Source organism: Actinoplanes sp. NPDC049598 (genome assembly GCF_040675435.1).
Classification (GTDB): Bacteria; Actinomycetota; Actinomycetes; order Mycobacteriales; family Micromonosporaceae; genus Actinoplanes.
Map to the genome: position 1 here is coordinate 12635 of NZ_JBFAOX010000031.1, position 22785 is coordinate 35419.

Consider the following 22785-nt stretch of genomic DNA (forward strand, 5'->3'; position numbering starts at 1 on the left):
TCGGTCAGGGGGCCTGGGGCAGGCTCACAGTGATGGTCAGGCCGCCTGTGCTGAGGGCGTCGGCGTGGACGTCGCCGTCGTGGGCGCGGGCTACCGCCCGGACGATTGAGAGGCCCAGGCCCGCGCCGGGCGAGTGCAGGCGCGCCGTTCCGTAGCGGTGGAAGGGCTCGAAGAGGCCGGGCACCTCGTAGCGGGGGATGACCGGCCCGGAGTTGGTGACCTCGAGGATCACCCGGCCCATGATCGTCCCGGTCTTCACATGCACCCACCCGTTTTCGGGTCTGTTGTGCCGTACGCCGTTCTCCACGAGGTTTTGCACCATACGTTCCAGAAGGACCGGATTGCCGAGCACGGACGCCTCGTCGAGGGTGGTGATCACCTTGACCGTGTCGGAGACGGCCACGTGGTCGACGATGTCGGCCAGGTCCACGTAGGAGCGCTCCACCACCGGGCGGTCCGACTGCGCGAGCACGAGCAGGCCGTCGATCAGCCGGCCGTGCCGATCGTTGATCTCGAGCAGGGTGCCGCCGAGATGGCGTACCTCCTCGGAGGCCTCCTCCCGGGCGAGCGCGACCTCCAGCAGGGTGCGGTTGAGCGTCAGCGGGGTGCGCAGCTCGTGTGACGCGCTGGCGATGAAGCGGCGCTGCCCGTCGAAGGAGTGGTCGAGCCGGGCCAGCATGACGTCGAAGGTGTCGGCCAGCTCCTTGATCTCGTCCTGCGGGCCGGTCAGCGCTATCCGCTCGTGCAGGCCGCGGTCGGCGTCGGGGGCGTCGGCGATGCGCCGGGCCGTCTCGGTGATCTGCTGCAGCGGCTGCAGCATGCGCCCGGCGATCAGCCAGCCGAGCGCGATGGCGGCCGCGCTGACGGTCCCCAGCGCGATCGCGCCCTGGGTGAGCATGGTGTGCAGGGTGCCCGCGCGGGTCCCTTCGATGATCTGCTGCACCTGGAGGCGGTCGCCGGGCGCGGGTTGCGGGACGGAGGTGGTCTCGAACTTGGCCTCACCGATCGGCAACCGCTGGGACACCAGCACGTACGTGACGCCGAGCAGCACCAGCCCGGCGAGGACGAACAGACCCCCGTAGACGAGGGTCAGCCGGCCGCGCACGGTGAGCTTCATGAGATCCGATACCCCACTCCCGGCTCCGTGAGCACCACCGGCGGATCGCCCAGCTTGCGCCGCAACTTCAGGATCGTCATGCGGACGGCGTGGGTGAACGGATCCGCGTTCTCGTCCCAGACCTTCTCGAGCAGGGTCTCGGCCGACACCGCCGTCCCGTCGGCGCGCAGCAGCTCGCCCAGCACGGCGAATTCCTTACGCGACAGCGGCACGTAGCGACCGTCGCGAAAGACCTCGCGGCGGTGCGGGTCGAGGCTGATCCCGGCCCGGCGCAGGATCGGCGGCGCCGCCGGCCGGGACCGGCGGCCGAGCGCGATGACGCGGGCCGACAGCTCGCGCAGCGCGAACGGCTTGGGCAGATAGTCGTCGGCGCCGAGGATCAGCCCGGTGACCCGGTCGTCGACGCCCGCGGCGGCCGTCAGCATCAGCACGCGGGTGTCCCCGTGCCGCTCGATCAGCGCGCGGCACACGTCGTCGCCGTGCACGGCCGGCAGGTCGCGGTCGAGCACCACCACGTCGTAGTTGTTGACACCGACCCGCTCGAGGGCGGCGGCGCCGTCGTAGACCACGTCGACCGCGTGAGTGTCCTGACGCAGCCCCTGCGCCACCGCGTCGGCGAGCAGCGGCTCGTCCTCGACCACAAGGATCCGCATGTGCCCATCCTCCCGCGCCGGAGTGTCACCTGGGCGTCACGTTTTTTCGTGACGGCCGGGAAACCCGCGGTCCGCTCTACTTCGTCCGGTGACAGCGAGCACGGGAGGTTGGAGATGCGAACAGCGAAGCTGCTGGCCGTAAGTCTGATGCTGGCTCTGGTGGCGGCCGGGTGCGCCCGCGCCGACGCCGACGACGGCACGGGAGTGGCGACCGCGCAGTCCGGCGCCGCGACGCCCGGGGCGAGCCCGAGCGCGCCGGCGACACCCGACGCCGACATGGCGCTCAAGTTCGCGCAGTGCATGCGCAAGGAGGGCATCACCTGGTGGCCCGACCCCAATCCGGGCGGCCGCACGACCATCAAGACGCCGAAGGGCTTCGACCCGAAGAAGCTCGAGCAGGCCCAGGAAGCCTGCAAGGAGTTCGCGCCCAACGGCGGTGAGCGGCCCACGCCCGATCCCGAGATGATCGAGCTGGCCCGGCAGATGGCCAAGTGCATGCGGGAGAACGGCGTGCCGAACTTCCCCGACCCCAAGCCGGACGGCAGCATCCAGCTCGACCCGAAGAAGCTGGGCACCGGCCCCGGCGAGCCGACCTTCGACAAGGCCGAGAAGGCCTGCGCGAAATACCAGCCTGAGGGCGCCTCGCTGGAGCGCCACGAGGAAGGGCAGCCGGCATGAGCCGGCGGAGCACCGGCGTCGTGGCCGGCGTGCTGACCGTCGGCGCGGTGGCCGCGGCGGTGACCGCCTTCAACCTGCCGCGGGCGGAGAGCACCGACGGCACCACCACCGACAAGGAACAGAAGACCGTCGAGGTGGCCAAGCAGACCCTGGTCGACAGCGAGTCCCACGACGGGACGCTGGGCCACGGCGACACGTCCACGATCTCGGCCCGCGCGCAGGGCACGGTGACCGCGCTGGCCGCCGCCGGCAGCACGGTCACCCGAGGCCGGCCCCTCTACAAGATCGACAACAGACCCGTCACCCTGCTGTACGGATCACTGCCCGCCTACCGCACCTTGAAGCCCGGCGTCGAGGGCGGCGACGTGCGGCAGTTCGAGAAGAACTTGTGGGCGCTGGGCTACCGCGGATTCACCGTCGACGACGAGTACACCTCGGCCACGGCCGACGCCGTCGAGCAATGGCAGGACGATCTCGGCCGGGAGGAAACGGGGGCGGTCGGGACGGATCAGATCCAGTACGCGCCGGGTCAGGTCCGCGTCGACTCACTGAGCGTCGAGCGCGGCGCCGTGGTGCAGCCCGGCGCCGAGCTGCTCCAGACCACCGGCACCACGATGGTCGCCACGGTCTCGCTCGACGTGGACGCCCAGCGCCTGGCTCGCCGGGGCGCCACGGTCGACGTCACCATGCCCGACGGGAGCGCGACCAAAGGCCGGATCACCGAGGTCGAGACGGTGGTCGAGCCGGGTCAGGGCAACGAGGAGGACACCACCAAGATCCAGGTGACCATCGCCTTCGCGAAGTCACCCCAGGGTCTGGACGAGGCCGCGGTCACCGTCGACTTCACCTCGTCCCAGCGGGAGAACGTGCTGGCCGTTCCGGTCACCGCGCTGCTGGCGCTGTCCGAGGGTGGCTACGGCGTCGAGGTGGCGGAGACCGGCGGCAGCCACATCGTCGCGGTGAAGGTGGGCTTGTTCGCGGACGGCGAGGTCGAGGTCTCCGGCGGCGGTCTTCAGGCCGGGATGCGGGTGGTGGTCCCGTCATGAGCGCCGTGATCGAGCTGGCCGGCGTCACCAAGTCCTACCCCGGCGGGGTCACCGCGGTGCGCTCGGTGGATCTGGCCGTCGAGTACGGCGAGCTGGTCGCGATCGTCGGGCCGTCCGGCTCCGGCAAGTCGACGATGCTGCACCTCATCGGCACGCTGGACCGGCCCACCCACGGCACCGTGCGCATCGACGGGCACGACGTGGCGACGCTGTCCGACCGGCAGCTGTCGGCGCTCCGGGCCCGACGGATCGGCTTTGTGTTCCAGCAGTTCCATCTCGCGCGGGGGCGCCACGCCGTGGCCAACGTGGCGGACGGGCTGCTCTATACGGGCATGCCGAAGAAGGAGCGCGAGTGGCGGGCCGAGGCTGCCCTGGTCCGGGTCGGTCTGGGTGACCGGCTCAGCCATCGACCGCACGAGCTATCCGGTGGCGAGCGGCAGCGGGTCGCCATCGCCCGGGCCGTGGCCGGCGACCCGGCGGTGCTGCTCGCGGACGAGCCGACCGGCAATCTCGACTCGGTCTCCGGCGCGGGGGTGGTCGAGCTGCTGCGCGAGCTCAATGCGGCCGGCACCACGATCATGGTGATCACCCACGACCACGAGATCGCGGGCGGCCTGCCTCGCCAGGTCCCCATGCGCGACGGCCGGGTGATCTGACATGGCCTGGCAACCCGCGAAGTTGCGCTTGGCGGATCTCTTCCGCCTCGGGGGGTACGGATTACAAGCGCGCCCGCTGCGGGCGGTGCTCTCCGCCCTCGGCATCGCGATCGGCATCGCCGCGATGATCGCGGTCGTCGGCATCTCGTCGTCGAGCCGCGCCGACCTCGACCGGGAGCTCGCCGCGCTCGGCACGAACATGCTGACGGTGGCGCCGGGGCAGACCATGTTCGGCGACGAGGCGACGCTGCCCGACGCCTCGGTCTCGATGATCCGCCGGATCGGCCCGGTCCTCGCCGCCACCGCGACCGGCTCGGTCGGCGACACCGGGGTTTACCGGACCGACAGGATCCCGTCCGGCGAGACGAGCGGGATAGCGGTCCTCGCGGCCGAGCAGGCGCTGCTGGAGACCGTCGGCGGCGCGCTCGCCGACGGCGTCTGGCTCAACGCGGCGACCGGGAGATACCCGGCCGTGGTGCTCGGCTCGGGCGCGGCCCGGCGGCTCGGCCATCCGCCGACCGTCTACATGGACGGCCGCTGGTGGACGGTGGTCGGCGTGCTCGAGCCGGTGCCCCTCGCGCCCGAGATCGACGACGCGGCGCTGGTCGGCTGGGACGCCGCGGGCACCTATCTGGGCTTCGACGGTCATCCGACGACCGTCTACACCAGATCGGTCGACGCCCAGGTCGAGGCGGTCCGCGGGGTGCTGGCGGCGACCGCCAACCCGGAGAACCCGACCGAGGTCAAGGTGTCCAAGCCGTCCGACGCGCTGGCCGCCCGCCGGGCCACCAACGACGCGTTCACCGCCCTGCTGCTCGGTCTGGGGGCGGTGGCGCTGCTGGTCGGCGGCATCGGGGTGGCCAACACGATGGTCATCTCGGTGCTGGAACGCCGGGCCGAGATCGGTCTGCGCCGTTCCCTCGGCGCGACCCGGGGCCAGGTCCGCCTCCAGTTCGTCGCGGAGTCGCTGCTGCTGTCCTTGCTGGGCGGCGCCGCCGGGGTCTTCCTGGGTTACGTCGTCACGGGGTTCTACGCGATGACGCAGACCTGGCCGACCGTGGTGCCGGCCTGGGCCCTGGCCGGCGGCGTGGGCGCGACCGTGGGCATCGGGGCGGTCGCGGGGCTGTACCCGGCCATCCGCGCCGCCCGGCTGGCGCCGACGGAAGCGCTGGCGTCATGACGCCCCGGCGAGCATCAGCTCACGAGGCTGCGGCGTTCGTCGATCTCCTGCGAGGTGAGCGGGCCCGCTGGGTCGTTCCAGTCGATCAGGGTGATGTCCCGGGCCCGGTTGTAGCGCTGGTGCACGCCGATCGTGACGATCTCGGGCTCGTGGTGGGCGGCCGTGACGACCAGGTGATGCAGGCCGGGGCGGACGTTGCCGACCTCGTACCCGCCGTCGGCGCCGGTCGTCGTGCGGACCAGCTCCCGGCCGTTGTCGTCCAGAGTGAGCACCGTGGCCCCGGGCACCGGCCGGCCGGCGGTGGTGCGGACGGTTCCGTTCAGGCGGTGGCCCGTCTCCTCGGCGACCGGCGGGGCGCTCGGCCTCGGCGGCCGGGCCGCCCAGGCCAGCAGGGCCGCGGCGGCGACCACCCAGGCGATCAGGACGGCGAGCGGCCGCCCGAGCCCGTGACCGCCGAAGTACGCGCTCGACCGCGCCACCTCGATGAACTGCCCGAACGGCAGGACGTTGTGCAGCCAGCGCAACACCGTCGGAAGCATGTCGGCGTTGACCGTGCCGCCGGCGGTCGGCAGCCCGAGCAGCAGCACGAAGGTCATCGCCACCGGCATGGTGAACTGCTTGACGAAGCGCGGCAGCGCCGTGGTGATCCACCCGATCGCCTGGGTCAGCAGGAACCCGTAGAGCAGCAACCACTCATCGCCCGGGATGACGTCGCGCCCGACCGCCACCGCGTAGGCGAAGACGCTGGCGAACGCGCCCGCGGCGGCCAGCGTGACGACCTTCCGGCGCATCGGCCACGTGCCGAACTGCAGCATCATGAAGGAGGTGATCATGCCGACCAGCAGGAGCGGCAGCCCGTAGAAGAACAGGCCGACACCGGTGACGTCGCCACTCGCCGTGGGGACCACGTCGACCGTGTGCGCCGGCTGAAGCACCGCCGTCAGATAGTCGGCGCGCGTGCCGCTGCCGGCCGACGAGACGTAGAGCGTGCTCGTGGCCGAGTCGAAGACACCGGCCAGCTCGTCGGTCCGTACGGCGTCGATGGTGTTGACCTTCTCGACGTCGATGCCCGCCGGCAGGTGCACGGGCGCCGCGTCGAGGACGCCGAGGTGCACCGCCGTCGGCGCCGGGTGCGAGATGCCCACGACGTAGACCACCGACATCACGGCCGCGAAGAAGAAGGGGAACCAGAGAAGGGAAAGAACGCGTCCCCAGGTGGGCTGGGGAGCACCGGCATGAGCGTTCACGGCGACCTCCGTTTTGCTGACCACGTGGTTATTAACGTAACTCGTAATGACCACATGGACAGTAAGAGCTGCGTCACAGCTGGGCTAGCGTGCTCACGTGGGTCACAACATCTGCGCGCTGATCGTGCGGGAACCGTTCGACGAGGGCGCGGCCCGTGAGTGGGATGTGCACGGCATGCCACTCGACGCGGGTCTGCGCCTGGTCCACCTCAGCCCCGCCTACACGGAGCACTGGCAGGCGAAGCGGGGCGAGACGTCGATGCTCGACGTGCCCGCCGACTTTCCGGGTGACTTCCCGCGTGAGGGAGTCGTGGCCGCGCTGGCGGCCGCGGTGTCCGGGCCGGCGCCGACGTTCGCGCTGGTGATGACCGAGTATTTCGGCGGGATGGGCGAGCAGTGGGCGTGCGCCTTCGAGGCGGGCCGGCGGGTCGAAGGGGTGACGGACATCAACGCGGCGCTTCGCGTGCTGGGAGTCCGGGCCGACGGCGGGCTCGACGAGTTCGACACCGCCGGGCTCGGCGAGCATCGGCGCACGCCGGACTACCTGTTCGGTTACGGCGGTCAGTAGACGGTGTAGCCGCCGTCGATGACCAGCACGGCGCCGGTCACGAAGGAGGCCGCGGGTGAGCAGAGGTAGACCACGGTCGGGGCGATCTCCTCGGGGGTCGCGTAGCGCTGCTGGGGTGTGTCCTCGATCCACATGCGGCGGAACTCGGGGCGGTCGACCGGGGCCATCTCGGTCTTGACGTAGCCGGGCGCGACCGCGTTGACCCGGATGTTGTGCGGCGCCCACTCCGCGGCCAGCGACTTGGTCAGCTGGTGGACGGCGGCCTTGGAGGCGTTGTACGGGGCCTGCATCTGCGGGCGGTTGACGATCAGGCCCGAGATGGAGCCGATGTTGACGATCGCGCCGCCGCCCGTGTCGCGCAGGCGGCGGCCCGCGGCCAGGCTGACCTTCCAGACCGCGCGGACGTTGAGGTCGAAGACCTGCTCCCACTGGTCGTCGGTCGCGTCCCAGGCCGGGTTGTGGAAGCAGACGCCGGCGTTGTTCACCACGATGTCGAGGCCGCCGAGGGCGCCGGCCGCCTCGTCGACCGCCCGCTCCACGTCGCCGTCCCGGGTCAGGTCGGCTGAGATGCCGTACGCCTCGATGCCCGAACCCGCGAGCCGCCGCAGCGCCTCGTCGTTGGCCGCGGCGTCGCGTCCGACGAACGCCACCTGCGCGCCCGACAACGCCAGGGCCTCCGTGAAGGCGTACCCCAGGCCCCGATTGCCCCCGGTGACCAGCGCCTTCCGCCCCTCCAGGGAAAAGGCCGGCAGCGAAATGCTCACGGCTGCTCGTCGAAGTGGAGGGACAGGGTGCTGCTGTAGGCGCCGCCGCTCGAAGAGGGGCGGGCGACCGGCGACGACCCCGACGGCCACAGCTTGAGCGCGCGGAACGGGAAACCGTCCTGGCCGGGCGCCTCCCACTCGAAGTCGACCCGCTCCCCCGAGCCGAAGCTGACGTAGCCGTCGACGGCGGCCGCGCTGAAATGGGCCCAGCATCCGCCGGGCGTTTCCGTGGAGTCGATGACTCCCCAGCCCTCGTCGCCGTTCCACTCACGAATGACACCGGTGCTCACTGATCAACTCCCACTGAACGAACGGACTGTTTGACGAGGGGCACCAGGGCCGGCGCCACACTCAGCTGCCGGACCCCGGCGGCCAGCAGGCGCGGGACGGCCTGCTCGTCGGCCGCCACCTCGCCGCAGACGGCCACCGGGACGCGGCCGGCGGCGGCCCGGCCCAACTCGTCGATGAGCCGGGCCACGGCCGGGTCCAGGCCACGAGCAAGGGACATCAGCGCGGGATTGCCGCGTTCCGCGGCCAGGGTGTACTGCGTCAGGTCGTTGGTGCCGACGCTGAAGAAGTCGGCGTACGGAACGAACTCGGCGGCCCGCAGCGCAACCGCCGGCACCTCGACCATCAGGCCCACCCGCAGCCCGTCGGGACGGCCACCACCGGCCCGGTTCACGGCCTCGTCGAGCATCCCGCGGGCCCGGCGCAGCTCGTCCACGGTGGTGACCATCGGGAACATCACGCTGACCGGCGTCTCCCGCGCCACCCGGGCGATCGCGAGCAACTGCTCGGCGAAGACCGCCGGGTGGGTCAGGGAGAGCCGCAACCCCCGCACCCCGAGGTACGGGTTGGCTTCCACCGGCCCCGGAAGATACGGCAATGGCTTGTCACTGCCCGCGTCGAGCGTGCGCAGGGTGACCCGGCGACCACCCAGCGCCTCGGCGATCGCACGGTACACCGCGACCTGTTCGTCCACATCGGGCGCGGTGGCCCGGTCGAGGAAGAGAAACTCGGTCCGGACCAGCCCCGCCAGGTCGGCCCCGTTCGCCGCCGCCGCCCGCGCGTCGTCGATCGAGCCGATGTTCGCCCCCACCAGGACCTGCGTTCCGTCGCTGGTGACCGCCGGATCAGCCGCCCGCGACCGCGCGCCCTGTCGCCGCCCCTCCTCCCGCGCTGCCCGCGCCCGGAAAGAGGCCAGCACCTCCTCCGAGGGCCCGACCACGACCTCACCCGAGCTTCCGTCGAGCGCGACAACCCTGCCATCCGGAATCTGCATCACCGACCGGCCCGCGCCGACCACGGCCGGTATCCCCCGGGTCCGGGTCAGGATCGCCGCATGCGATGTGGGACTCCCCTCGGCCAACAGCACGCCGGCGATCCGGGCCGGGTCGAGACCGGCCGCCTCCGCGGGCGTCAGGTCAGCGGCCACCAGCACACCGTCACCGGTCACGGCCGCGGCGGGCGCCCCGAGCAGCGCCCGGAGAACCTGGTGGCCGACCGCCCGCACATCGGCGGCGCGCCCCCGCAGATAGGGATCGGGCAACGCGTCGAACGAAGAGGCGATCCCGTCGACGGCCGCCTGCCAGGCTTTCGGCGCAGCCAGCCCCTGCTCGATTCCGGCCGCCGCGTCGGGCTGCAGATCGTCGAGCAGGAGCAAGTGAGCATCGAAGATGGGATCCGGGATGCGGGCGATCTCCCGGCGCGTCTCGTCCAAAGCGGCCTCCAGCCGGCCACGCTCCACGTCCACGCCGAGCGACGGCTGGTCGGGCACTTCGACGGACGGCTCCCGCAGCCGCATCGCGGGCCCGATCGCCACCCCCGGCGACGCCGCACCCCCAACCGCAGAGCCCGCCCTCCCTGGGGGGCCCCCGCCTGACACATTCTGCTCCGAAAAGGCGGCCGGCGCAGAAACCCCTGTGGACAACCGAAGTTCTGTGGACAACTCCGAGGGCACCCCGTCAAGCGCACTAGACTGGCCCGATCCCACGACCGCCACGAGCCGGTCGACCGCCTCCTGCCCTTGGCGCCCCGACGCTCGTACCTCCAGCTCGTGACCTTGCAAAGCACCCAGCGTGGCCACCCGCGACAGGCTGGACGCCGGCACCCAGCCCGATCCCGTGGTCGCATTGCGCAGCGAGACCCGCGCGTCGAAGGAGCGCGCCGCACCGACCACCTGAGCCGCCGGCCGCGCATGCAACCCGTGCGGATCGGTCACCGTGACAAAACTGGACGGCCCGGCGTCAACGTCACCGCCGTCAGCGACGAACCCGTCGAAGTGGGCTTGCTTGCCGGCGAGCCCGCCCAGCGCCTCGGCGACCACCTCGTCCCGGCCGGCCCCGCCGGCCGCCGCGACCGCCGCCGCCACCAGCCCTTCGACCAGCGGTGCCGGGCACAGCGTCACCCGCCCCGGGTCGTCGAGCAGTTCGAGAGCCGTCTCGGCCGAGAGCACCGCGCTGCCCAGGTCCATGAGCACGACCACGCCGTCCCCGCTGTCGGCCGCGACCACCGCCTCCATGATCGCGACTGCGTCGGTGCCGTACGTCTCCTCGTTGAGCCCGGCCGCGATCTCGATCGAGAGCGGCTGCCCTCGCGTCATCTCGGACGCGAGGGCGACCGCGGCCCGGGCCAGGGGGCGGCTGTGGCATACCACCACCAGCCCGACCATCAGGCCTCCAGCGTTGTCGCCGCGGCCTGCAGCAGCAGCGTCACCGACGTCGCGCCCGGATCGGCGTGCCCGGCGCTGCGCTCTCCCAGATAGCTGGCCCGGCCCTTCCGGGCCACCATCGGAACCGTCCCGTCGCGGCCTCGCGACGCCGCTTCGAGCGCCTCCCGCAGACCGCCGCCCGTTTCCAGCGCGTCGACCGCCGGCGCGAGCGCGTCCACCATCGTCTTGTCCCCGAGCGACGCCTTGCCCCGCGCGATCACCCCGTCGAGCCCCGCCCGCAGCACCTTCCCGAACTCCGCCGGGCCGGGACCGAGACCCGCCGATTCACCCGCGGCGGCTGCCATCCGCAGGAACGCCGTCCCGTAGAGCGGCCCACTCGCCCCGCCGACCTTGCTGATCAGTGTCATGCCGACCTTCTTGAGCAGCGCCGACGGCGTGTCCGGCGGTTCCGCGTCCAGGGCGGACACCACCGCGGTCATCCCGCGGTCCATGTTGACGCCGTGGTCACCGTCGCCGATGGCCGAGTCGAGCTCGGTGAGCCGCTCCTTGTTCTCCGCCACCAGGCGCGCGAACTCCCGGACCCACGCGTTCAGCGCCGCCGTCTCCACAGGCCTCAAACCCCACGTCGCAGGGCGGGCGTACGGACCGGAGCGTCCCACAATCGCAGGATCTCGTCGTCCGCTTTCACCAGCGTCACCGAGCACCCGGCCATGTCGAGGCTGGTGATGTACGGGCCCACGAGCGACCGGGCCACCGGGATGCCGGCCTTGGACAGTAGCTGGCTCACCTCGTTGAACATCAGGTAGAGCTCGATCAGCGGCGTCGCGCCCATCCCGTTGACGAATGCGATCACGCCCTCGCCGCCGGTGAAGTCGAGGTCGCTCAGGATGGGGCTGACCAGCATCTCGGCGATCTCGTTGGCCGGCGCGACCGGCACCCGGCGCCGGCCCGGCTCGCCGTGGATGCCGATGCCGACCTCCATCTGGTCGTCGGGTAGGTCGAAGGTGGGCCGGCCGGCCGCCGGCACCGTGCACGAGGTGAGGGCGAGGCCCATGCTGCGGGCGTTCGCGTTGACCTTGCGGGCCACCTCGGCCACCGCGGCCAGGGGCCGGCCCTCCTCGGCCGCGGCCCCCGCGATCTTCTCGAGCAGCACGGTGGCCCCGACGCCGCGGCGGCCGGCGGTGTAGAGGCTGTCCTGCACGGCCACGTCGTCGTCGACGATCACGGCCTCCACCTCGGTGCCTTTGTCGGCGGCGACCATCTCGGCCGCGAGCTCGAAGTTCATGACGTCGCCGGTGTAGTTCTTGACGATGTGCAGCACCCCGGCGCCGCCGTCGACGGCCTGGGTGGCCGCGACCATCTGGTCGGGCACCGGCGAGGTGAAGACCTCGCCCGCGCAGGCGGCGTCGAGCATGCCCGGCCCGACGAACCCGGCGTGCAGCGGCTCGTGCCCGGAGCCGCCGCCCGAGACGAGGCCGACCTTGCCCGGCACGGGTGCGTCGCCGCGCACCACGATGCGGTTCTCGTAGTCGACGCGCAGCTCCGGATGGGCGGCGGCGAAGCCGTGGAGGGCGTCGGTGATGACGTTGGCGGGGTCGTTGATGAGCTTCTTCATGGTGGCTCCTCACCGCTGACGGAACGACCTTCCCGCTCAAGCTACGCCCGATCATCGCCCCGGCACGAGACGCCGATTTCGCGATCTGCAACATGGCAGACTGACAGTTGGCGGACAGCCAAGTGGCATGTTCTACTGGGTCAAGGGCAAAAAGGACAGGCACCACCCATGAAGGCCGCGACCTCGACGCCAGCGAGGTCGCGGTTTTTGATCACTACGCCCACGATTCGAGGTGATCAACATGGCAGTCACCGTCTACATCACGCTCGGTTCCTTGGCCGTCGCCGCCGCCGGCCTCCTGTTCACCATCCTCGACAAGCGCAAGGACCGGCACCGCCGGGTGATCGTCGAGGTGCGTGAGGTTCCCCTGCTTCCGGCGATCGCCGGCCCCCGGATCGGGCTGACCCTCGACGGCGTCCTGCTCGACACGCCGCGGTTGTACGTCGTGCGGGCCACCAACGTGGGCCGGGCCGGCCTCCCCCGGCAGGACATCGAGAAGCCGCTGACCGTCACGGTCGACGGCGGGCGCCTCCACCTGCTGACCGCCAGCTTCCACGACCATCCGAGCTCGCCGCCCGAGCCGCTCAAGGGTGTGGCCGCCAACAAAGAGGGGCTCGAGATCCAGGCCCCCAAGACGCTGCTCAACCCCGGCAACACCCTCCAGCTGCTCTTCATCACCGTCGGGACCGCTGCGGCGCCCCAGGTGAGCCTGCGCGCGAAAGACTTCAAGGTCGCCCACTGATCGACTTACGTATATGCAGTGGCCACCTTGGCGGTCTAGCTTCCGGCTCATGGCCAATGTGGATAGGCGCACGTTCCTGCAGATGCTGGGCATCCCCGCGGTCGCCTCGGCGGCGCCCTCGAGCCTCGACAAGGCTCTGGCTATTCCCGCGGACAACCGCACCGGGAGCCTCCGGGACGTCGAGCACGTCATCTTCCTGATGCAGGAGAACCGGTCGTTCGACCACTACTTCGGCACGATGCGCGGGGTCCGGGGCTTCGCCGACCCGCACCCCGTCCGGCAGGCGAACGGCAAGTCGGTCTGGCACCAGGCGAACGGCGACGGCGAGCTGCTGCCGTTCCGGCCCGAGGTGCCGGACGTGGGCGCGATGTTCCTGCCCGACCCGCCGCACGGCTGGAACGACACGCACGCCGCCTGGAACGGCGGCCGGCACGACCGTTTCGTGCCCAACAAGGGCGTACAGACCATGACCCATCACGTCCGGGCCGACCTGCCGTACCACTACGCGCTGGCCGACGCGTTCACGGTCTGTGACAACTACTTCTGCTCGCTGCTGGGCTCGACCGACCCCAACCGCTACCACATGTGGACCGGCTGGGTCGGCAACGACGGCCGGGGCGGCGGGCCGGTGGTCGACAACGCCGAGGCCGGGTACGACTGGTCGACCTACCCGGAGCGGCTCGAGAAGGCCGGCGTCTCGTGGAAGATCTATCAGGACATCGGGCTCGGGCTGACCGCGGCCGGCTCCTGGGGCTGGACCAGCGACCCGTTCATCGGCAACTACGGCGACAACGCGCTGCTCTACTTCCACCAGTACCAGAACGCCACGCTTGGCAACCCTCTCGCGGACAAGGCCAAGACCGGCACCGAGATCAACAAGCTCGGCCGCGATCCGGAGAAGCTGCTCACCGACTTCCGCGCCGACGTCGAGAACGGCCGGCTGCCCGCGGTCAGCTGGATCGTCGCGCCCGAGGCCTACACCGAGCACCCGAACTGGGGCCCGCACTACGGCGAGTGGTACGTCTCGCGCGTCATCGACATCCTCGCCGACAACCCGCAGGTGTGGAGCAAGATGGCCCTGATCGTCACGTACGACGAGGAGGGCGGCTTCTTCGACCATCTCGTGCCGCCGACACCGGGCGAGTCGACCGTCCCGACCACCAACGAGATCTTCCCGGGCAGCGCCGGTCACCCCACCGGCCCGTACGGCCTGGGTCTGCGCGTCCCGACGATCGTGGTCTCGCCGTGGACCCGCGGCGGTTACGTGAACTCGCAGGTCTTCGACCACACGTCGCTGATCCGCTTCCTGGAGAGGCGGTTCGGCCTGACCGAAACCAACATCACCCCGTGGCGGCGCGCCGTGGCGGGCGACCTGACCAGCGTCTTCGACTTCAAGAACCCGAACCGCCGGCGGCCCTCGTTGCCGAGCACCGCCGACTTCAAGCCGGCCGAGCTGACCCGGCAGCCGGACGAGGCGCCCGTGCCGCCGGCCGACCCCGCGCTTCCCCGGCAGGAGCGTGGCGTCCGCCCGGCCCGCGCGCTCCCGTACCGCCTGCAGGTCGACGGCCGCGCGGACAAGGACGGCTTCACGATCGAGTTCCGCAACACCGGGCGGGCCGCCGCCGTCTTCCACGTGCACTCCGGCGAGGCCACGGTCGCGCCCCGCACGTACACCGTCGAGCCCGGCCGGCAACTCACCGGCACCTGGCCCGGACAGCCCGACCTCGAGGTGCGCGGCCCGAACGGCTTCTTCCGGCACTTCAAGGGCAACACCGCGCTTGAGGTACGGGTCGGCACCGACGATCACCGGCAGACGATCACGCTGGAGCTGCGCAACCACGGCGTCGCGCGGGCCGATCTGACCATCGCCGACCGTTACACCCACAAGTCAGAGCGATTGGCCGTACGCGCCGGAGCGCGCCGGATCGTCCACCGCGCCACCGACCGCACCCGTGGGTGGTACGACCTCACCGTGACCGGCGCGGGCGTCGAGCGCCGCTACGCCGGCCACTTGGAGAACGGGGAGGAGAGCATCAGCGACCCCGGCATGGGCGGCCTGATCTAGCGCCAGAAAACGTAGACCGCGCCGTACGGAACGGCCTTCTTCTCGCCGTTCGTGCAGGCGCCGGCCGGGGCCGTGCCGCCGGAGGTCAGCAGCCGGTTGATGTAGGTGGCACGGCTCAGCACACCCGTGCCGGAGGTCTCGGTGACCTTGAGCAGCAGCTCCGGGATCGTGCCGGCACGCGCGCTCTCGGCCTCTTTGGCCGCCTTGACCAGCGAGTTGTCGCGGGTCGACTGCCAGCTCGGGCCGGCGAAGTGGTGCACCCGGCCGCCGGTGCCGAGCAGTTGCGCCTCCGGCACGGACGCCCCCGCGAAGGAGCCGTTGGCGCAGGTGTAGGTCTGGGTGCCCGACGTGACGACGTACGCGCCGAGCGGCTTGACGCCCTTCGGCGGCTTGATGGCGGCCGCGATGCCCGGGATGGAGACGGCCTTGCCGTCGGGCGCGGTCACCGCCACCGACGACTGCTCGGCCGCGGACGCGTTGAACGTGACCGCACCGACGGCCGCCACCACGGCCGCCATCCCCACCCCAGCGGCGGCACGGACCCGGGAACGCTTCGTGTTGAGCATGGAGACTCCTTGTTTGGGGGCGTGAGCGTCGCCCCTTCGCCCGACAACACGGAAGCCGGCCGCCCGCAGATCTAGATCAAGCTCGATGCGACCCGTTCGTCCCTCATCGATGGCACGAAAGGACTACTCCGTCTGGATAACCATCGAATTCCAGTCCACTTTGTACCGATGCATCCAGCCCATCATCCGCTCCTGACTGAAGACCGTGCGCATGGCGAGGGGGAACGTCAGGTCGCGGACGACCCGGGCCACCGGCCCGGCCGCCTTCGCGGTGTTCACCTTGGCCGTCTGCGCGATGACCCGCTCGACCCGGGCCCGGCGCAAGCTCTCGTACGCCGCCAGCGCCGCCGGCACCGGCAGGTCGCGCAGGCAGCGGGCGAGCTCGATCGCACTCTCGACGGCCAGCGACGCGCCCTGACCCGAACTGGGCGAGGTGGCGTGCGCGGCGTCACCGGTCAGCACGACCCGGCCACGGCGCCAGACCGGGACGGGCGGCAACTCGTACATCCCGCCGACGTTGACCAGGGTCCCCGGCTCGACCCGGTCGAGCATCCGGAAAGCCGGCAGCTTCTCCCCCGCGAACAGCTCCCGCAGCCGGCGCAGCCACTCGCCCTCCGGGACGGCCCGAGCCTCGGCCGCGCTCAGCGGCTTCTCCGACGCCAGGTTGGCGAACCAGCCGGCCCGCCCACCGAACACCCAGTAGCCGAAGAAGCCGCGCTTGCCGAAGGCGAAGTGCATCGCGCCCGCGGTCGAGGGCAGCCCGTCGTCCGGCACCCACCCGCCGAGGCCGAGCAGACCGACGTAGCGGGGCGCGGGCGCGGCCGGATCGAGCAGCCGGCGTACGGCCGAGTGGATGCCGTCGGCCCCGATCAGCACGTCGGCCGTCGCGCTGGAGCCGTCGGCGAAGGCGGCCGTGACGCCACCAGGACCGTCCGCATAGGACACGAGCCGTTTGCCGTGCCGGGTCGACACCCCGGCATCCTCAGCGACCTTTCGCAGCGCCGCGTAGAGCTCGGGCCGGGCGAAGGTCCGGCTCACCGGCAGGCCCGGCAGGTCGGTGAAGACGCCGAGCCGCCGGCCCGAACCGGTCTCCATCACCATGCGCGGCGTCTCGGAGCCGGCCGCCGTGACCGCCTCCCCGATGCCGATCGCGTCCAGCGCCGCGATCCCGTTCGGGGCCAGCGTCAGCGCACCGCCGATTCCTTCGGCAGTCCCCTCGTACGCCTCGTAGACCGTCGCCTCGATGCCCGCCTTACGCAACGCGATCGCCGCCACCGGCCCCGCTATGCCGCCGCCCACCACGATCGCCGTCCGTGCCCGATCCATGTGATCCCTCCCCGTGGGAAAATGTCTCGCTCAGCCAATTATCTCGTCTGACCGAGATACTAGCGATTGAGAGATACTTGTGTCCACGAGGGAATTGACCGAGGCCGAGATCATCGATGCGACCCGGCGGATGATCGCCTCGGCCGTCCTGTTCAGCCACAAGGTCGCCGACGAGCTCCGGCTGGGCCCGAGCGACGCCCAGTTCATGACGCTGCTCGACGTGCACGGCCCGCTCACGCCCGGCCGCTTCGCCGAACTCACCGGTCTCAAGACCGGCACGGTGACCGGCGTTCTCGACCGCCTGGAGTCGGCCGGCCTCGTCCGCCGCGACCGCGACCCGCACGACCGCCGCAAGGTGATCGTCTCCCCGGTCGAGGCCGCCGTCGACGACCGCGTCCGCCCCCGCTACGCCGCCCAGGCCGACCACATGCGCTCGCTGCTGTCCCGCTACAGCACCCAGGAGCTGGCCACCATCGCCGACTTCATGCGGGTGATGACCGGGGGTCAGTGAGCCGAGCGCTCCGACAACTCGCCGGGCGCGTCGGCGGCGGCCGACGGGGGCGCGGCCGTGCGGCGGGCCAGGCCGATCACGCCGGCGGTCATGACGAGACCGGCCAGGGCGACCACGACCAGGCCGGTGGCGCCGAAGCGGAAGCCCTCGTCGAAGACGAGGACGCCGGCGAAGGCGGCCACGATCGGGTTGGCGACGCTGACCGTGGCCAGGGGCGCGGCCAGGCCGGCGCCGCGGTAGGAGAGCTGGCCCAGCAGGTAGCCGGCGGCCCCGAAGATGATGACCAGGGCCAGCAGGAAGGTCGACACCGAGCCCAGGCCGTCGCCGGTGAGCGAACCGATCACCGCCTTGGCCAGCAGCGACGAGATGCCGAAGGCGATGCCGGCCGCCGCCGCCAGCAGGACGCCGCGCAGGCGCGCGCCGACCCGCCAGGCCAGCAGGGCCAGGACACCCACGGCGCCCACGGTGATGAGAGAGATGTCGAGGCCCTCGCCGGGCGCGAGCACGGCCGGCCGGTCCGACTCGACGGACAGCGACATGATCAGGGCCAGGCCGGCCACCGTGAGCATCGCGTCGGCCCAGGCGGCGGCGCTGAGCCGTACGCCATAGCGGACCCGGGCGATGGGCAGCGCGAACAGCAGGGTCAGGGTGCCCAGCGCCTGGACCACCGCGACGGTGCCGAAGTCGAGCGCGACCAGATGCAGGATCGCGCCGCCGCCGGTCAGCATCAGCGCGATCACCCAGCGGGACAGGCCCCGCTGGCCGTGCTTGGCCAGGCGCTCCTGGGCCACGGCCGCGGCCGCGTAACTGCCGGCCGACAGCACCGACAGCACTACCGCCCACCCCAGCGAAGCCACCCTTCGAGTCTGCCAGACCTTTCACCTTTTCAAGACCCGGCAGAGGCGGCAAAAACGGCATCAGTCCCAAAATAAATGGGGTCGCCCGCACCGTCGGAAAGCTGACACGATCAGCCCATGGTGGCGGCGACCGGAAAACGGATCACGTGGCTCGAGCTGCCCGGGGCGGTGCGGGCCCGGGTCGAGCAGATCGTCGGCGGCGGCCCCGTGGTCGGCGCCGACTCCCAGCCCGGCGGCTTCTCCCCCGGCAGCGCCGACCGGGTGGTCACCGAGACCGGTCGCCGGGCCTTCGTCAAGGCCGTCACCGCCACCATCAACGCGCGCTCGGCCGAGATGGCGCGCGACGAGATGCGCATCACCGCGCTGCTGCCGGAGCGGGTGCCCGCGCCCCGCCTGATCGGCGGGTTCGACGACGGTGAGTGGGTGGTCCTGGTGCTCGAGGACGTGGCCGGCGCTCACCCCCGTACCCCCTGGGTGAGCAGCGAGATCGACGCTGCCGTGACGGCCCTCGCCGAGCTCGCCCGGGCCACCACGCCGGCGCCTTCGGGCCTGCCCCGGGCCGGCGACCAGTTCGCCCACGAGTTCCGCGGCTGGGAGCGGGTGGCCGCCGATCCGCCGGCCGACCTCGACCCATGGGCGCGCGACCACCTGCCCGAGTTGCAGGCCGCCGCCGCCCGGACGCTCGATCGGCTGGGGACCGGAGACACCGTCGCGCATTGCGACATCCGGGCCGACAACATGATCGTCCGCCCGGACGGCCGGGTGGTGATCGTCGACTGGCCGTGGGCCGCCGTCGGGCCCGGCTGGTGGGACCGCGTCGACCTCGCGTCGAACGTCTGGGTGCACGGCGGCGATCCCGAACGGGTGATCGAGGGTATCGACCGGCGGATCGTGACCGACGCGTTCGCCGCCCTGGCCGGCATGTTCTCCGACATCTGCCGGCTGCCGCCGCCGCCCGGCATCCCGACCGTGCGGGCCTTCCAGCGGTGGCAGGCCGAGGCGCTCCTGCCCTGGTTGAAGGCCGAGTTGTGAACCGATAGAAGGTCACCTCCGTATCTGTGCGCACGCGGAAACACGCGCGAAACCACCAGATGGGAGGTCGAGCACACCCGCCCGGGCGGGTCATTCCAGGGCATTAGGCTGGGTGGTCGGGCTTCGGCGTGGCGGCCCGGACGGCCAAACTTCCTCACTGAACGGAACCCCATGATCGACGAGGCCAAGGTGCGAGTCCTACTACTGGAGAGCATCCATCCCGACGCGGTGACCCGGCTCGAGGCCGAGGGATACGTCGTCGAGTCCGTCCGCAACGCCCTCGACGAGTCCGAGCTGATCGAGCGCATCCGCGGGGTGCACCTGCTCGGCATCCGGTCCAAGACCAAGGTCAGCGCCAAGGCCCTGGAGGCGGCGGACAAGCTCGTCGCGATCGGCGCCTTCTGCATCGGCACCGACCAGATCGACCTGACCGCCGCCTCGGCCGGCGGCGTCGCGGTCTTCAACGCGCCGTTCTCCAACACGCGCTCGGTCGTCGAGCTGGCCATCGCCGAGATCATCGCGATGACGCGGCGGCTCACCGAGAAGAACGCGCTCATGCACTCCGGCGTCTGGGACAAGTCGGCCGACGGCGCCCACGAGATCCGCGGCCGCCGCCTCGGCATCGTCGGGTACGGCAACATCGGCACCCAGCTCTCCGTGCTCGCGGAGAACCTCGGCATGCACGTGTCGTTCTACGACACCGCCGACAAGCTCGCGCTGAGCAACGCGCACCGCTGCGCCTCGATCGAGGAGCTGCTGGAGACCAGCGACATCGTCACGATCCACGTCGACGGCCGCCCCGGCAACGCCGGCTTCTTCGGCGCCGAGCAGTTCAAGCGGATGCGCGAGGGCGCCCTGTTCCTCAACCTGTCGCGCGGCATCGTGGTCGACCACGTCGCCCTGCGTGAGGCCCTGGAGAGCGGCCACCTGGCCGGCGCCGCGGTCGACGTCTTCCCGACCGAGCCCAAGGGCCGCGGCGACGAGTTCGTCTCCGAGCTGCGTGGCCTGCCCAACGTCATCCTCACCCCGCACATCGGCGGGTCGACCGAGGAGGCGCAGTCCGACATCGGCGCCTTCGTGGCCAACAAGCTGGCCACCTTCGTCGAGGAGGGCAACACCACGCTCAGTGTGAACCTCCCCGGCGTCGCCCTGCCCGAGCAGGCCGGGCAGAGCCGCATCGGGCACGTGCACGTCAACACGCCCGGCGTGCTGGCCCAGGTCAACAGCATCCTGGCCGAGCACAAGGTGAACGTCGAGGGTCAGCTGCTGAGCACCCGCGGCGAGTACGGCTACCTGATCACCGACATCAGCGGTGACTTCAGCGACGAGGTGCTCGACCGGCTGCGGGCCATGGAGCAGACGGTCCGCCTGCGCGTTCTCTCCTGATGTGGCGGGGAGGGCCCCGGCCCTCCCCCGCCATCATGCGTTGGAAACAGTCAGCGTGGTGATCGGGGCGCCCGCGCCCACGTCGTACCGGTTCGGCACCGCCCAGTCCTTCGGGGTGAGCGTCGAGCCGGCGGCGACGTCCTTGAGCGTCCTCGTCCCGGCCACGACGGTCTGCGCGCCGCCGCCGACCTTGACCCGCACCGGGCTGTCGGCCGGCGACTTGAGGGCCAGCTTCTCCACCGCGCCATTGATCTTGATCGGGACCGTGCCGGCCGGCCGGGACAGGGTCAACTGGGCCGTGCGCATGCCGCCGACCATCTCGATGCCGCTGATCTGGCCCCCGCTGAGATCGATGACCTGCTCCTCGGCGTACCCGGAGAAGCGCAGCTGCCAGCTCACCTTCGCCGCCAGCACGACGTCGATCTCGCCCCCGGTGCCGTCGCCGTCCCGGGTCACCTGCAGCTTCACGTCGTCGTCGCGGACGACCGGGCTGGGCAGGATGCCGGCATCCTCCGGAGTGGAGATCCGGTACAGGTCGTCGCCGAGCTCGCCGATGCTGACGTTGACCTTGTTGCTCGCGGCCAGCAGCTCGAAGCTGGCCTTCGTGCGGTTGTCGAGCGGGGCCACGGCCGTACGCTTGCCGTTGTCGCCGGCGCCGAGCTGGAGCACCGAGTCGAGGTCGTCGTCGGAGCCGGTGAAATAGACGACCCCGACGATGCTGCCGGCGATCAGGACGACCAGGCTCATCAGCACGATGCCGACGGTGACGCCGCGCGACTGGCGCGGCGCGGCCGGGATCAGGGCCGGCGCCGGAGCCGGAGCCGGAGCCGGGGACGCGATCGGCGCGCCGGTGGGCGCCGGGCGCTCGTTGAGGTCGGGGAAGATCGCCGGACGCTCACCGGTGTCGGAGAAGTTCATCCGGCGCTCGGCGGTGTCGCCCATGCGGCGGACCGGGAGCTCGACGGCGATCGGCTCGGGCTTCTCGTCGTATTTTTCTTCGTAGCTCACCGGCGCTGGTGAGGTCGGCGACGCCGGGTGCCGCACCGGCGAGATCGGGCCGTCGCCGAAGCCGAACGAGGCCCGGCTCGTCGTCTCGGCGGCCGGGGCCGCGGGCGCGCCGCCCTTGAACCACGACGGGTCCTCCGTCTCCGGCTGGGCCGGCGGCCGTCGATAGATGGTGTCTCGACTCCCCAGGCCGGGCGCCGACGGCTCGGCCACCGCCACATCGGACGGTGCCCCGCCAGCCGCTGCTCGGTCAGCTGCTGTTCGGTCCACGCGAATCCTTCCCCTGACGCCGCCATCAACAGCGGCACCCCGGAAGGAGTACGGATTTCGCGTCCTCCCGGATGAGTACCGGGGAGAACTACTTAGCGTTACGGCCGGCCGGGGCGCACCAGGCCGCGCCGGGTGGCGATGGCGACCGCCTCGAGCTGGCTGTGCGCGCCCAGTTTGGCCAGAACCGCCTTCACGTAACCGCGGCACGTGTGCAGGCTGATGCCGAGCCGGCGCGCGATGGCCCGCGCGTCCAGGCCGGCCGCCATGAGCTGCAGCACCTCGTCCTCACGGGCTGTGAGGCCGCCGCCGCGCGGGCCGACCACCGGGCTCGTGCTGCGCAGCAGCCGGGCCAGGATGTCGGTCGACACCGTCATGCCACCGCCGTGGGCCGTACGCAGCGCGTTGAGCACATCACCGAGCGCGCCGTTCTTGGACAGGAAGCCAGCCGCGCCGGCCGCCGTGGCCCGCCCGACGAGCGCCTGCTCCTCGGAGGCAGTGAGGATCACCACACGCGTGTCCGGCTGGCGTACGCGGAGCAGTTCGGCGATGGCAATTCCGTCCGCATCGGACAAATCCGGATCGAGCAGAATCACGTTCGGCTTGAGCTCCGCCGCCAGGCGCAGCGCCTCCGCACCCGTCAGCGCGTGACCCACATATTGCAGGTCGGGCTGGCCGGCCAGGGCGTGTCCCAGCAGCTCGGCAAAGGTTTGGTGGCCGTCGACGACGAGCACGCTGATCGCATCGCCGTTAGTCATGCGCCACCTTTCTCTCAACCGGACCCGTGGAAGTCTAAGGAGTACCAGCTCTCATCTTTGCCCTACCAACAGACG

The 22785-nt window shown here is 71.4% G+C and carries 23 protein-coding genes; 10 read left to right on the forward strand and 13 right to left on the reverse strand.

What is annotated here, in order from left to right:
• Nucleotides 1–4: 4 nt before the first annotated feature.
• Entirely contained in the window at nucleotides 5–1117 is a 1113-nt protein-coding gene (locus AB0J66_RS42320) for an ATP-binding protein (protein ID WP_364673138.1), read from the reverse strand.
• Nucleotides 1114–1770, reverse strand: a complete 657-nt coding sequence (locus AB0J66_RS42325) for a response regulator transcription factor (RefSeq protein WP_364673140.1) — start codon at nucleotides 1768–1770, stop codon at nucleotides 1114–1116. The genes AB0J66_RS42320 and AB0J66_RS42325 overlap by 4 nt, the downstream gene beginning before the upstream one ends.
• A 114-nt stretch (nucleotides 1771–1884) precedes the next feature.
• Between AB0J66_RS42325 and AB0J66_RS42330 the strand changes: the two genes are divergently transcribed.
• Genes AB0J66_RS42330 through AB0J66_RS42345 form a run of 4 tightly spaced genes read left to right on the forward strand, consistent with a single transcriptional unit; the run spans nucleotide 1885 to nucleotide 5330 of the window.
• A complete protein-coding gene (locus AB0J66_RS42330) occupies nucleotides 1885–2448 on the forward strand; it encodes a hypothetical protein (protein ID WP_364673141.1) in 564 nt (187 codons plus the stop codon).
• Nucleotides 2445–3494: a peptidoglycan-binding protein gene (locus AB0J66_RS42335; protein ID WP_364673142.1), complete on the forward strand. Its 1050-nt coding sequence runs from the start codon at nucleotides 2445–2447 to the stop codon at nucleotides 3492–3494. Before AB0J66_RS42330 ends, AB0J66_RS42335 begins: the two co-directional genes overlap by 4 nt.
• A gap of 5 nt (nucleotides 3495–3499) precedes the next feature.
• Complete coding sequence (locus tag AB0J66_RS42340) at nucleotides 3500–4150, forward strand: ABC transporter ATP-binding protein (protein ID WP_364673291.1); 651 nt, start codon at nucleotides 3500–3502, stop codon at nucleotides 4148–4150.
• Nucleotide 4151: 1 nt separating this feature from the next.
• Nucleotides 4152–5330, forward strand: a complete 1179-nt coding sequence (locus AB0J66_RS42345; RefSeq protein WP_364673144.1) for an ABC transporter permease — start codon at nucleotides 4152–4154, stop codon at nucleotides 5328–5330.
• Between the two features lie 14 nt (nucleotides 5331–5344).
• Here AB0J66_RS42345 and AB0J66_RS42350 read toward each other — a convergent pair whose 3' ends face one another.
• A complete protein-coding gene (locus tag AB0J66_RS42350; RefSeq protein WP_364673146.1) occupies nucleotides 5345–6577 on the reverse strand; it encodes a carboxypeptidase regulatory-like domain-containing protein in 1233 nt (410 codons plus the stop codon).
• A 97-nt stretch (nucleotides 6578–6674) separates the two neighbouring features.
• Here AB0J66_RS42350 and AB0J66_RS42355 point away from each other — a divergent pair, with 97 nt between their 5' ends.
• Nucleotides 6675–7145, forward strand: a complete 471-nt coding sequence (locus tag AB0J66_RS42355; protein ID WP_364673148.1) for a hypothetical protein — start codon at nucleotides 6675–6677, stop codon at nucleotides 7143–7145.
• Here AB0J66_RS42355 and AB0J66_RS42360 read toward each other — a convergent pair.
• Genes AB0J66_RS42360 through dhaK form a run of 5 tightly spaced genes read right to left on the reverse strand, consistent with a single transcriptional unit; the run spans nucleotide 7139 to nucleotide 12195 of the window.
• Nucleotides 7139–7909 carry a glucose 1-dehydrogenase gene (locus tag AB0J66_RS42360; RefSeq protein ID WP_364673149.1) on the reverse strand — a complete coding sequence of 257 codons (771 nt, stop codon included), beginning with the start codon at nucleotides 7907–7909 and terminating at the stop codon, nucleotides 7139–7141. The genes AB0J66_RS42355 and AB0J66_RS42360 overlap by 7 nt on opposite strands.
• Complete coding sequence (locus AB0J66_RS42365; RefSeq protein ID WP_364673150.1) at nucleotides 7906–8199, reverse strand: cold shock domain-containing protein; 294 nt, start codon at nucleotides 8197–8199, stop codon at nucleotides 7906–7908. Before AB0J66_RS42365 ends, AB0J66_RS42360 begins: the two co-directional genes overlap by 4 nt.
• Nucleotides 8196–10580, reverse strand: a complete 2385-nt coding sequence (gene ptsP / locus AB0J66_RS42370) for a phosphoenolpyruvate--protein phosphotransferase (RefSeq protein ID WP_364673152.1) — start codon at nucleotides 10578–10580, stop codon at nucleotides 8196–8198. Before ptsP ends, AB0J66_RS42365 begins: the two co-directional genes overlap by 4 nt.
• Nucleotides 10580–11188 carry a dihydroxyacetone kinase subunit DhaL gene (gene dhaL, locus AB0J66_RS42375; RefSeq protein ID WP_364673154.1) on the reverse strand — a complete coding sequence of 203 codons (609 nt, stop codon included), beginning with the start codon at nucleotides 11186–11188 and terminating at the stop codon, nucleotides 10580–10582. Before dhaL ends, ptsP begins: the two co-directional genes overlap by 1 nt.
• 5 nt (nucleotides 11189–11193) lie before the next feature.
• Complete coding sequence (dhaK, locus tag AB0J66_RS42380) at nucleotides 11194–12195, reverse strand: dihydroxyacetone kinase subunit DhaK (protein WP_364673156.1); 1002 nt, start codon at nucleotides 12193–12195, stop codon at nucleotides 11194–11196.
• Between the two features lie 241 nt (nucleotides 12196–12436).
• On the opposite strand from dhaK, the gene AB0J66_RS42385 reads away from it, so the two are divergent.
• Nucleotides 12437–12937 carry a hypothetical protein gene (locus tag AB0J66_RS42385; RefSeq protein ID WP_364673157.1) on the forward strand — a complete coding sequence of 167 codons (501 nt, stop codon included), beginning with the start codon at nucleotides 12437–12439 and terminating at the stop codon, nucleotides 12935–12937.
• Nucleotides 12938–12986: 49 nt separating this feature from the next.
• Nucleotides 12987–15002 carry a phosphocholine-specific phospholipase C gene (locus AB0J66_RS42390; RefSeq protein ID WP_364673159.1) on the forward strand — a complete coding sequence of 672 codons (2016 nt, stop codon included), beginning with the start codon at nucleotides 12987–12989 and terminating at the stop codon, nucleotides 15000–15002.
• Here AB0J66_RS42390 and AB0J66_RS42395 read toward each other — a convergent pair.
• On the reverse strand, nucleotides 14999–15568 hold the full coding sequence (locus AB0J66_RS42395) for a DUF3455 domain-containing protein (RefSeq protein WP_364673161.1): 570 nt from the start codon (nucleotides 15566–15568) through the stop codon (nucleotides 14999–15001). The genes AB0J66_RS42390 and AB0J66_RS42395 overlap by 4 nt on opposite strands.
• A 123-nt stretch (nucleotides 15569–15691) precedes the next feature.
• Complete coding sequence (locus AB0J66_RS42400; protein WP_364673163.1) at nucleotides 15692–16894, reverse strand: NAD(P)/FAD-dependent oxidoreductase; 1203 nt, start codon at nucleotides 16892–16894, stop codon at nucleotides 15692–15694.
• Nucleotides 16895–16973: 79 nt separating this feature from the next.
• On the opposite strand from AB0J66_RS42400, the gene AB0J66_RS42405 reads away from it, so the two are divergent.
• Complete coding sequence (locus AB0J66_RS42405; RefSeq protein ID WP_364673164.1) at nucleotides 16974–17405, forward strand: MarR family transcriptional regulator; 432 nt, start codon at nucleotides 16974–16976, stop codon at nucleotides 17403–17405.
• Here the strand turns inward: AB0J66_RS42405 and AB0J66_RS42410 are convergent.
• Nucleotides 17399–18262, reverse strand: a complete 864-nt coding sequence (locus AB0J66_RS42410) for a DMT family transporter (RefSeq protein ID WP_364673166.1) — start codon at nucleotides 18260–18262, stop codon at nucleotides 17399–17401. The genes AB0J66_RS42405 and AB0J66_RS42410 overlap by 7 nt on opposite strands.
• Before the next feature lie 117 nt (nucleotides 18263–18379).
• Here AB0J66_RS42410 and AB0J66_RS42415 point away from each other — a divergent pair, with 117 nt between their 5' ends.
• Together AB0J66_RS42415 and serA are read left to right on the forward strand one after the other, a co-directional pair.
• The gene (locus tag AB0J66_RS42415) at nucleotides 18380–19294 is read left to right on the forward strand and encodes an aminoglycoside phosphotransferase family protein (RefSeq protein ID WP_364673168.1); all 915 of its coding nucleotides are present in this window, start codon (nucleotides 18380–18382) and stop codon (nucleotides 19292–19294) included.
• Between the two features lie 171 nt (nucleotides 19295–19465).
• The gene (gene serA, locus AB0J66_RS42420) at nucleotides 19466–20680 is read left to right on the forward strand and encodes a phosphoglycerate dehydrogenase (RefSeq protein ID WP_364673170.1); all 1215 of its coding nucleotides are present in this window, start codon (nucleotides 19466–19468) and stop codon (nucleotides 20678–20680) included.
• Nucleotides 20681–20713: 33 nt separating this feature from the next.
• Here the strand turns inward: serA and AB0J66_RS42425 are convergent, their stop codons facing one another.
• Nucleotides 20714–21898 carry a hypothetical protein gene (locus tag AB0J66_RS42425; RefSeq protein WP_364673172.1) on the reverse strand — a complete coding sequence of 395 codons (1185 nt, stop codon included), beginning with the start codon at nucleotides 21896–21898 and terminating at the stop codon, nucleotides 20714–20716.
• A 155-nt stretch (nucleotides 21899–22053) separates the two neighbouring features.
• A complete protein-coding gene (locus AB0J66_RS42430) occupies nucleotides 22054–22710 on the reverse strand; it encodes a response regulator transcription factor (RefSeq protein ID WP_097319777.1) in 657 nt (218 codons plus the stop codon).
• Between the last annotated feature and the right edge of the window lie 75 nt (nucleotides 22711–22785).

Excerpts from the sequence above, each read along its gene's own strand:
- AB0J66_RS42415 (WP_364673168.1), top strand. The coding sequence starts at position 18,380 with ATGGTGGCGGCGACCGGAAAACGGATCACGTGGCTCGAGCTGCCCGGG.
- AB0J66_RS42400 (WP_364673163.1), bottom strand. The coding sequence starts at position 16,894 with ATGGATCGGGCACGGACGGCGATCGTGGTGGGCGGCGGCATAGCGGGG.
- AB0J66_RS42320 (WP_364673138.1), bottom strand. The coding sequence starts at position 1,117 with ATGAAGCTCACCGTGCGCGGCCGGCTGACCCTCGTCTACGGGGGTCTG.
- AB0J66_RS42390 (WP_364673159.1), top strand. The coding sequence starts at position 12,987 with ATGGCCAATGTGGATAGGCGCACGTTCCTGCAGATGCTGGGCATCCCC.
- AB0J66_RS42395 (WP_364673161.1), bottom strand. The coding sequence starts at position 15,568 with ATGCTCAACACGAAGCGTTCCCGGGTCCGTGCCGCCGCTGGGGTGGGG.
- AB0J66_RS42430 (WP_097319777.1), bottom strand. The coding sequence starts at position 22,710 with ATGACTAACGGCGATGCGATCAGCGTGCTCGTCGTCGACGGCCACCAA.
- AB0J66_RS42325 (WP_364673140.1), bottom strand. The coding sequence starts at position 1,770 with ATGCGGATCCTTGTGGTCGAGGACGAGCCGCTGCTCGCCGACGCGGTG.
- AB0J66_RS42330 (WP_364673141.1), top strand. The coding sequence starts at position 1,885 with ATGCGAACAGCGAAGCTGCTGGCCGTAAGTCTGATGCTGGCTCTGGTG.
- AB0J66_RS42335 (WP_364673142.1), top strand. The coding sequence starts at position 2,445 with ATGAGCCGGCGGAGCACCGGCGTCGTGGCCGGCGTGCTGACCGTCGGC.
- AB0J66_RS42345 (WP_364673144.1), top strand. The coding sequence starts at position 4,152 with ATGGCCTGGCAACCCGCGAAGTTGCGCTTGGCGGATCTCTTCCGCCTC.
- serA (WP_364673170.1), top strand. The coding sequence starts at position 19,466 with ATGATCGACGAGGCCAAGGTGCGAGTCCTACTACTGGAGAGCATCCAT.
- AB0J66_RS42385 (WP_364673157.1), top strand. The coding sequence starts at position 12,437 with ATGGCAGTCACCGTCTACATCACGCTCGGTTCCTTGGCCGTCGCCGCC.
- ptsP (WP_364673152.1), bottom strand. The coding sequence starts at position 10,580 with ATGGTCGGGCTGGTGGTGGTATGCCACAGCCGCCCCCTGGCCCGGGCC.
- dhaK (WP_364673156.1), bottom strand. The coding sequence starts at position 12,195 with ATGAAGAAGCTCATCAACGACCCCGCCAACGTCATCACCGACGCCCTC.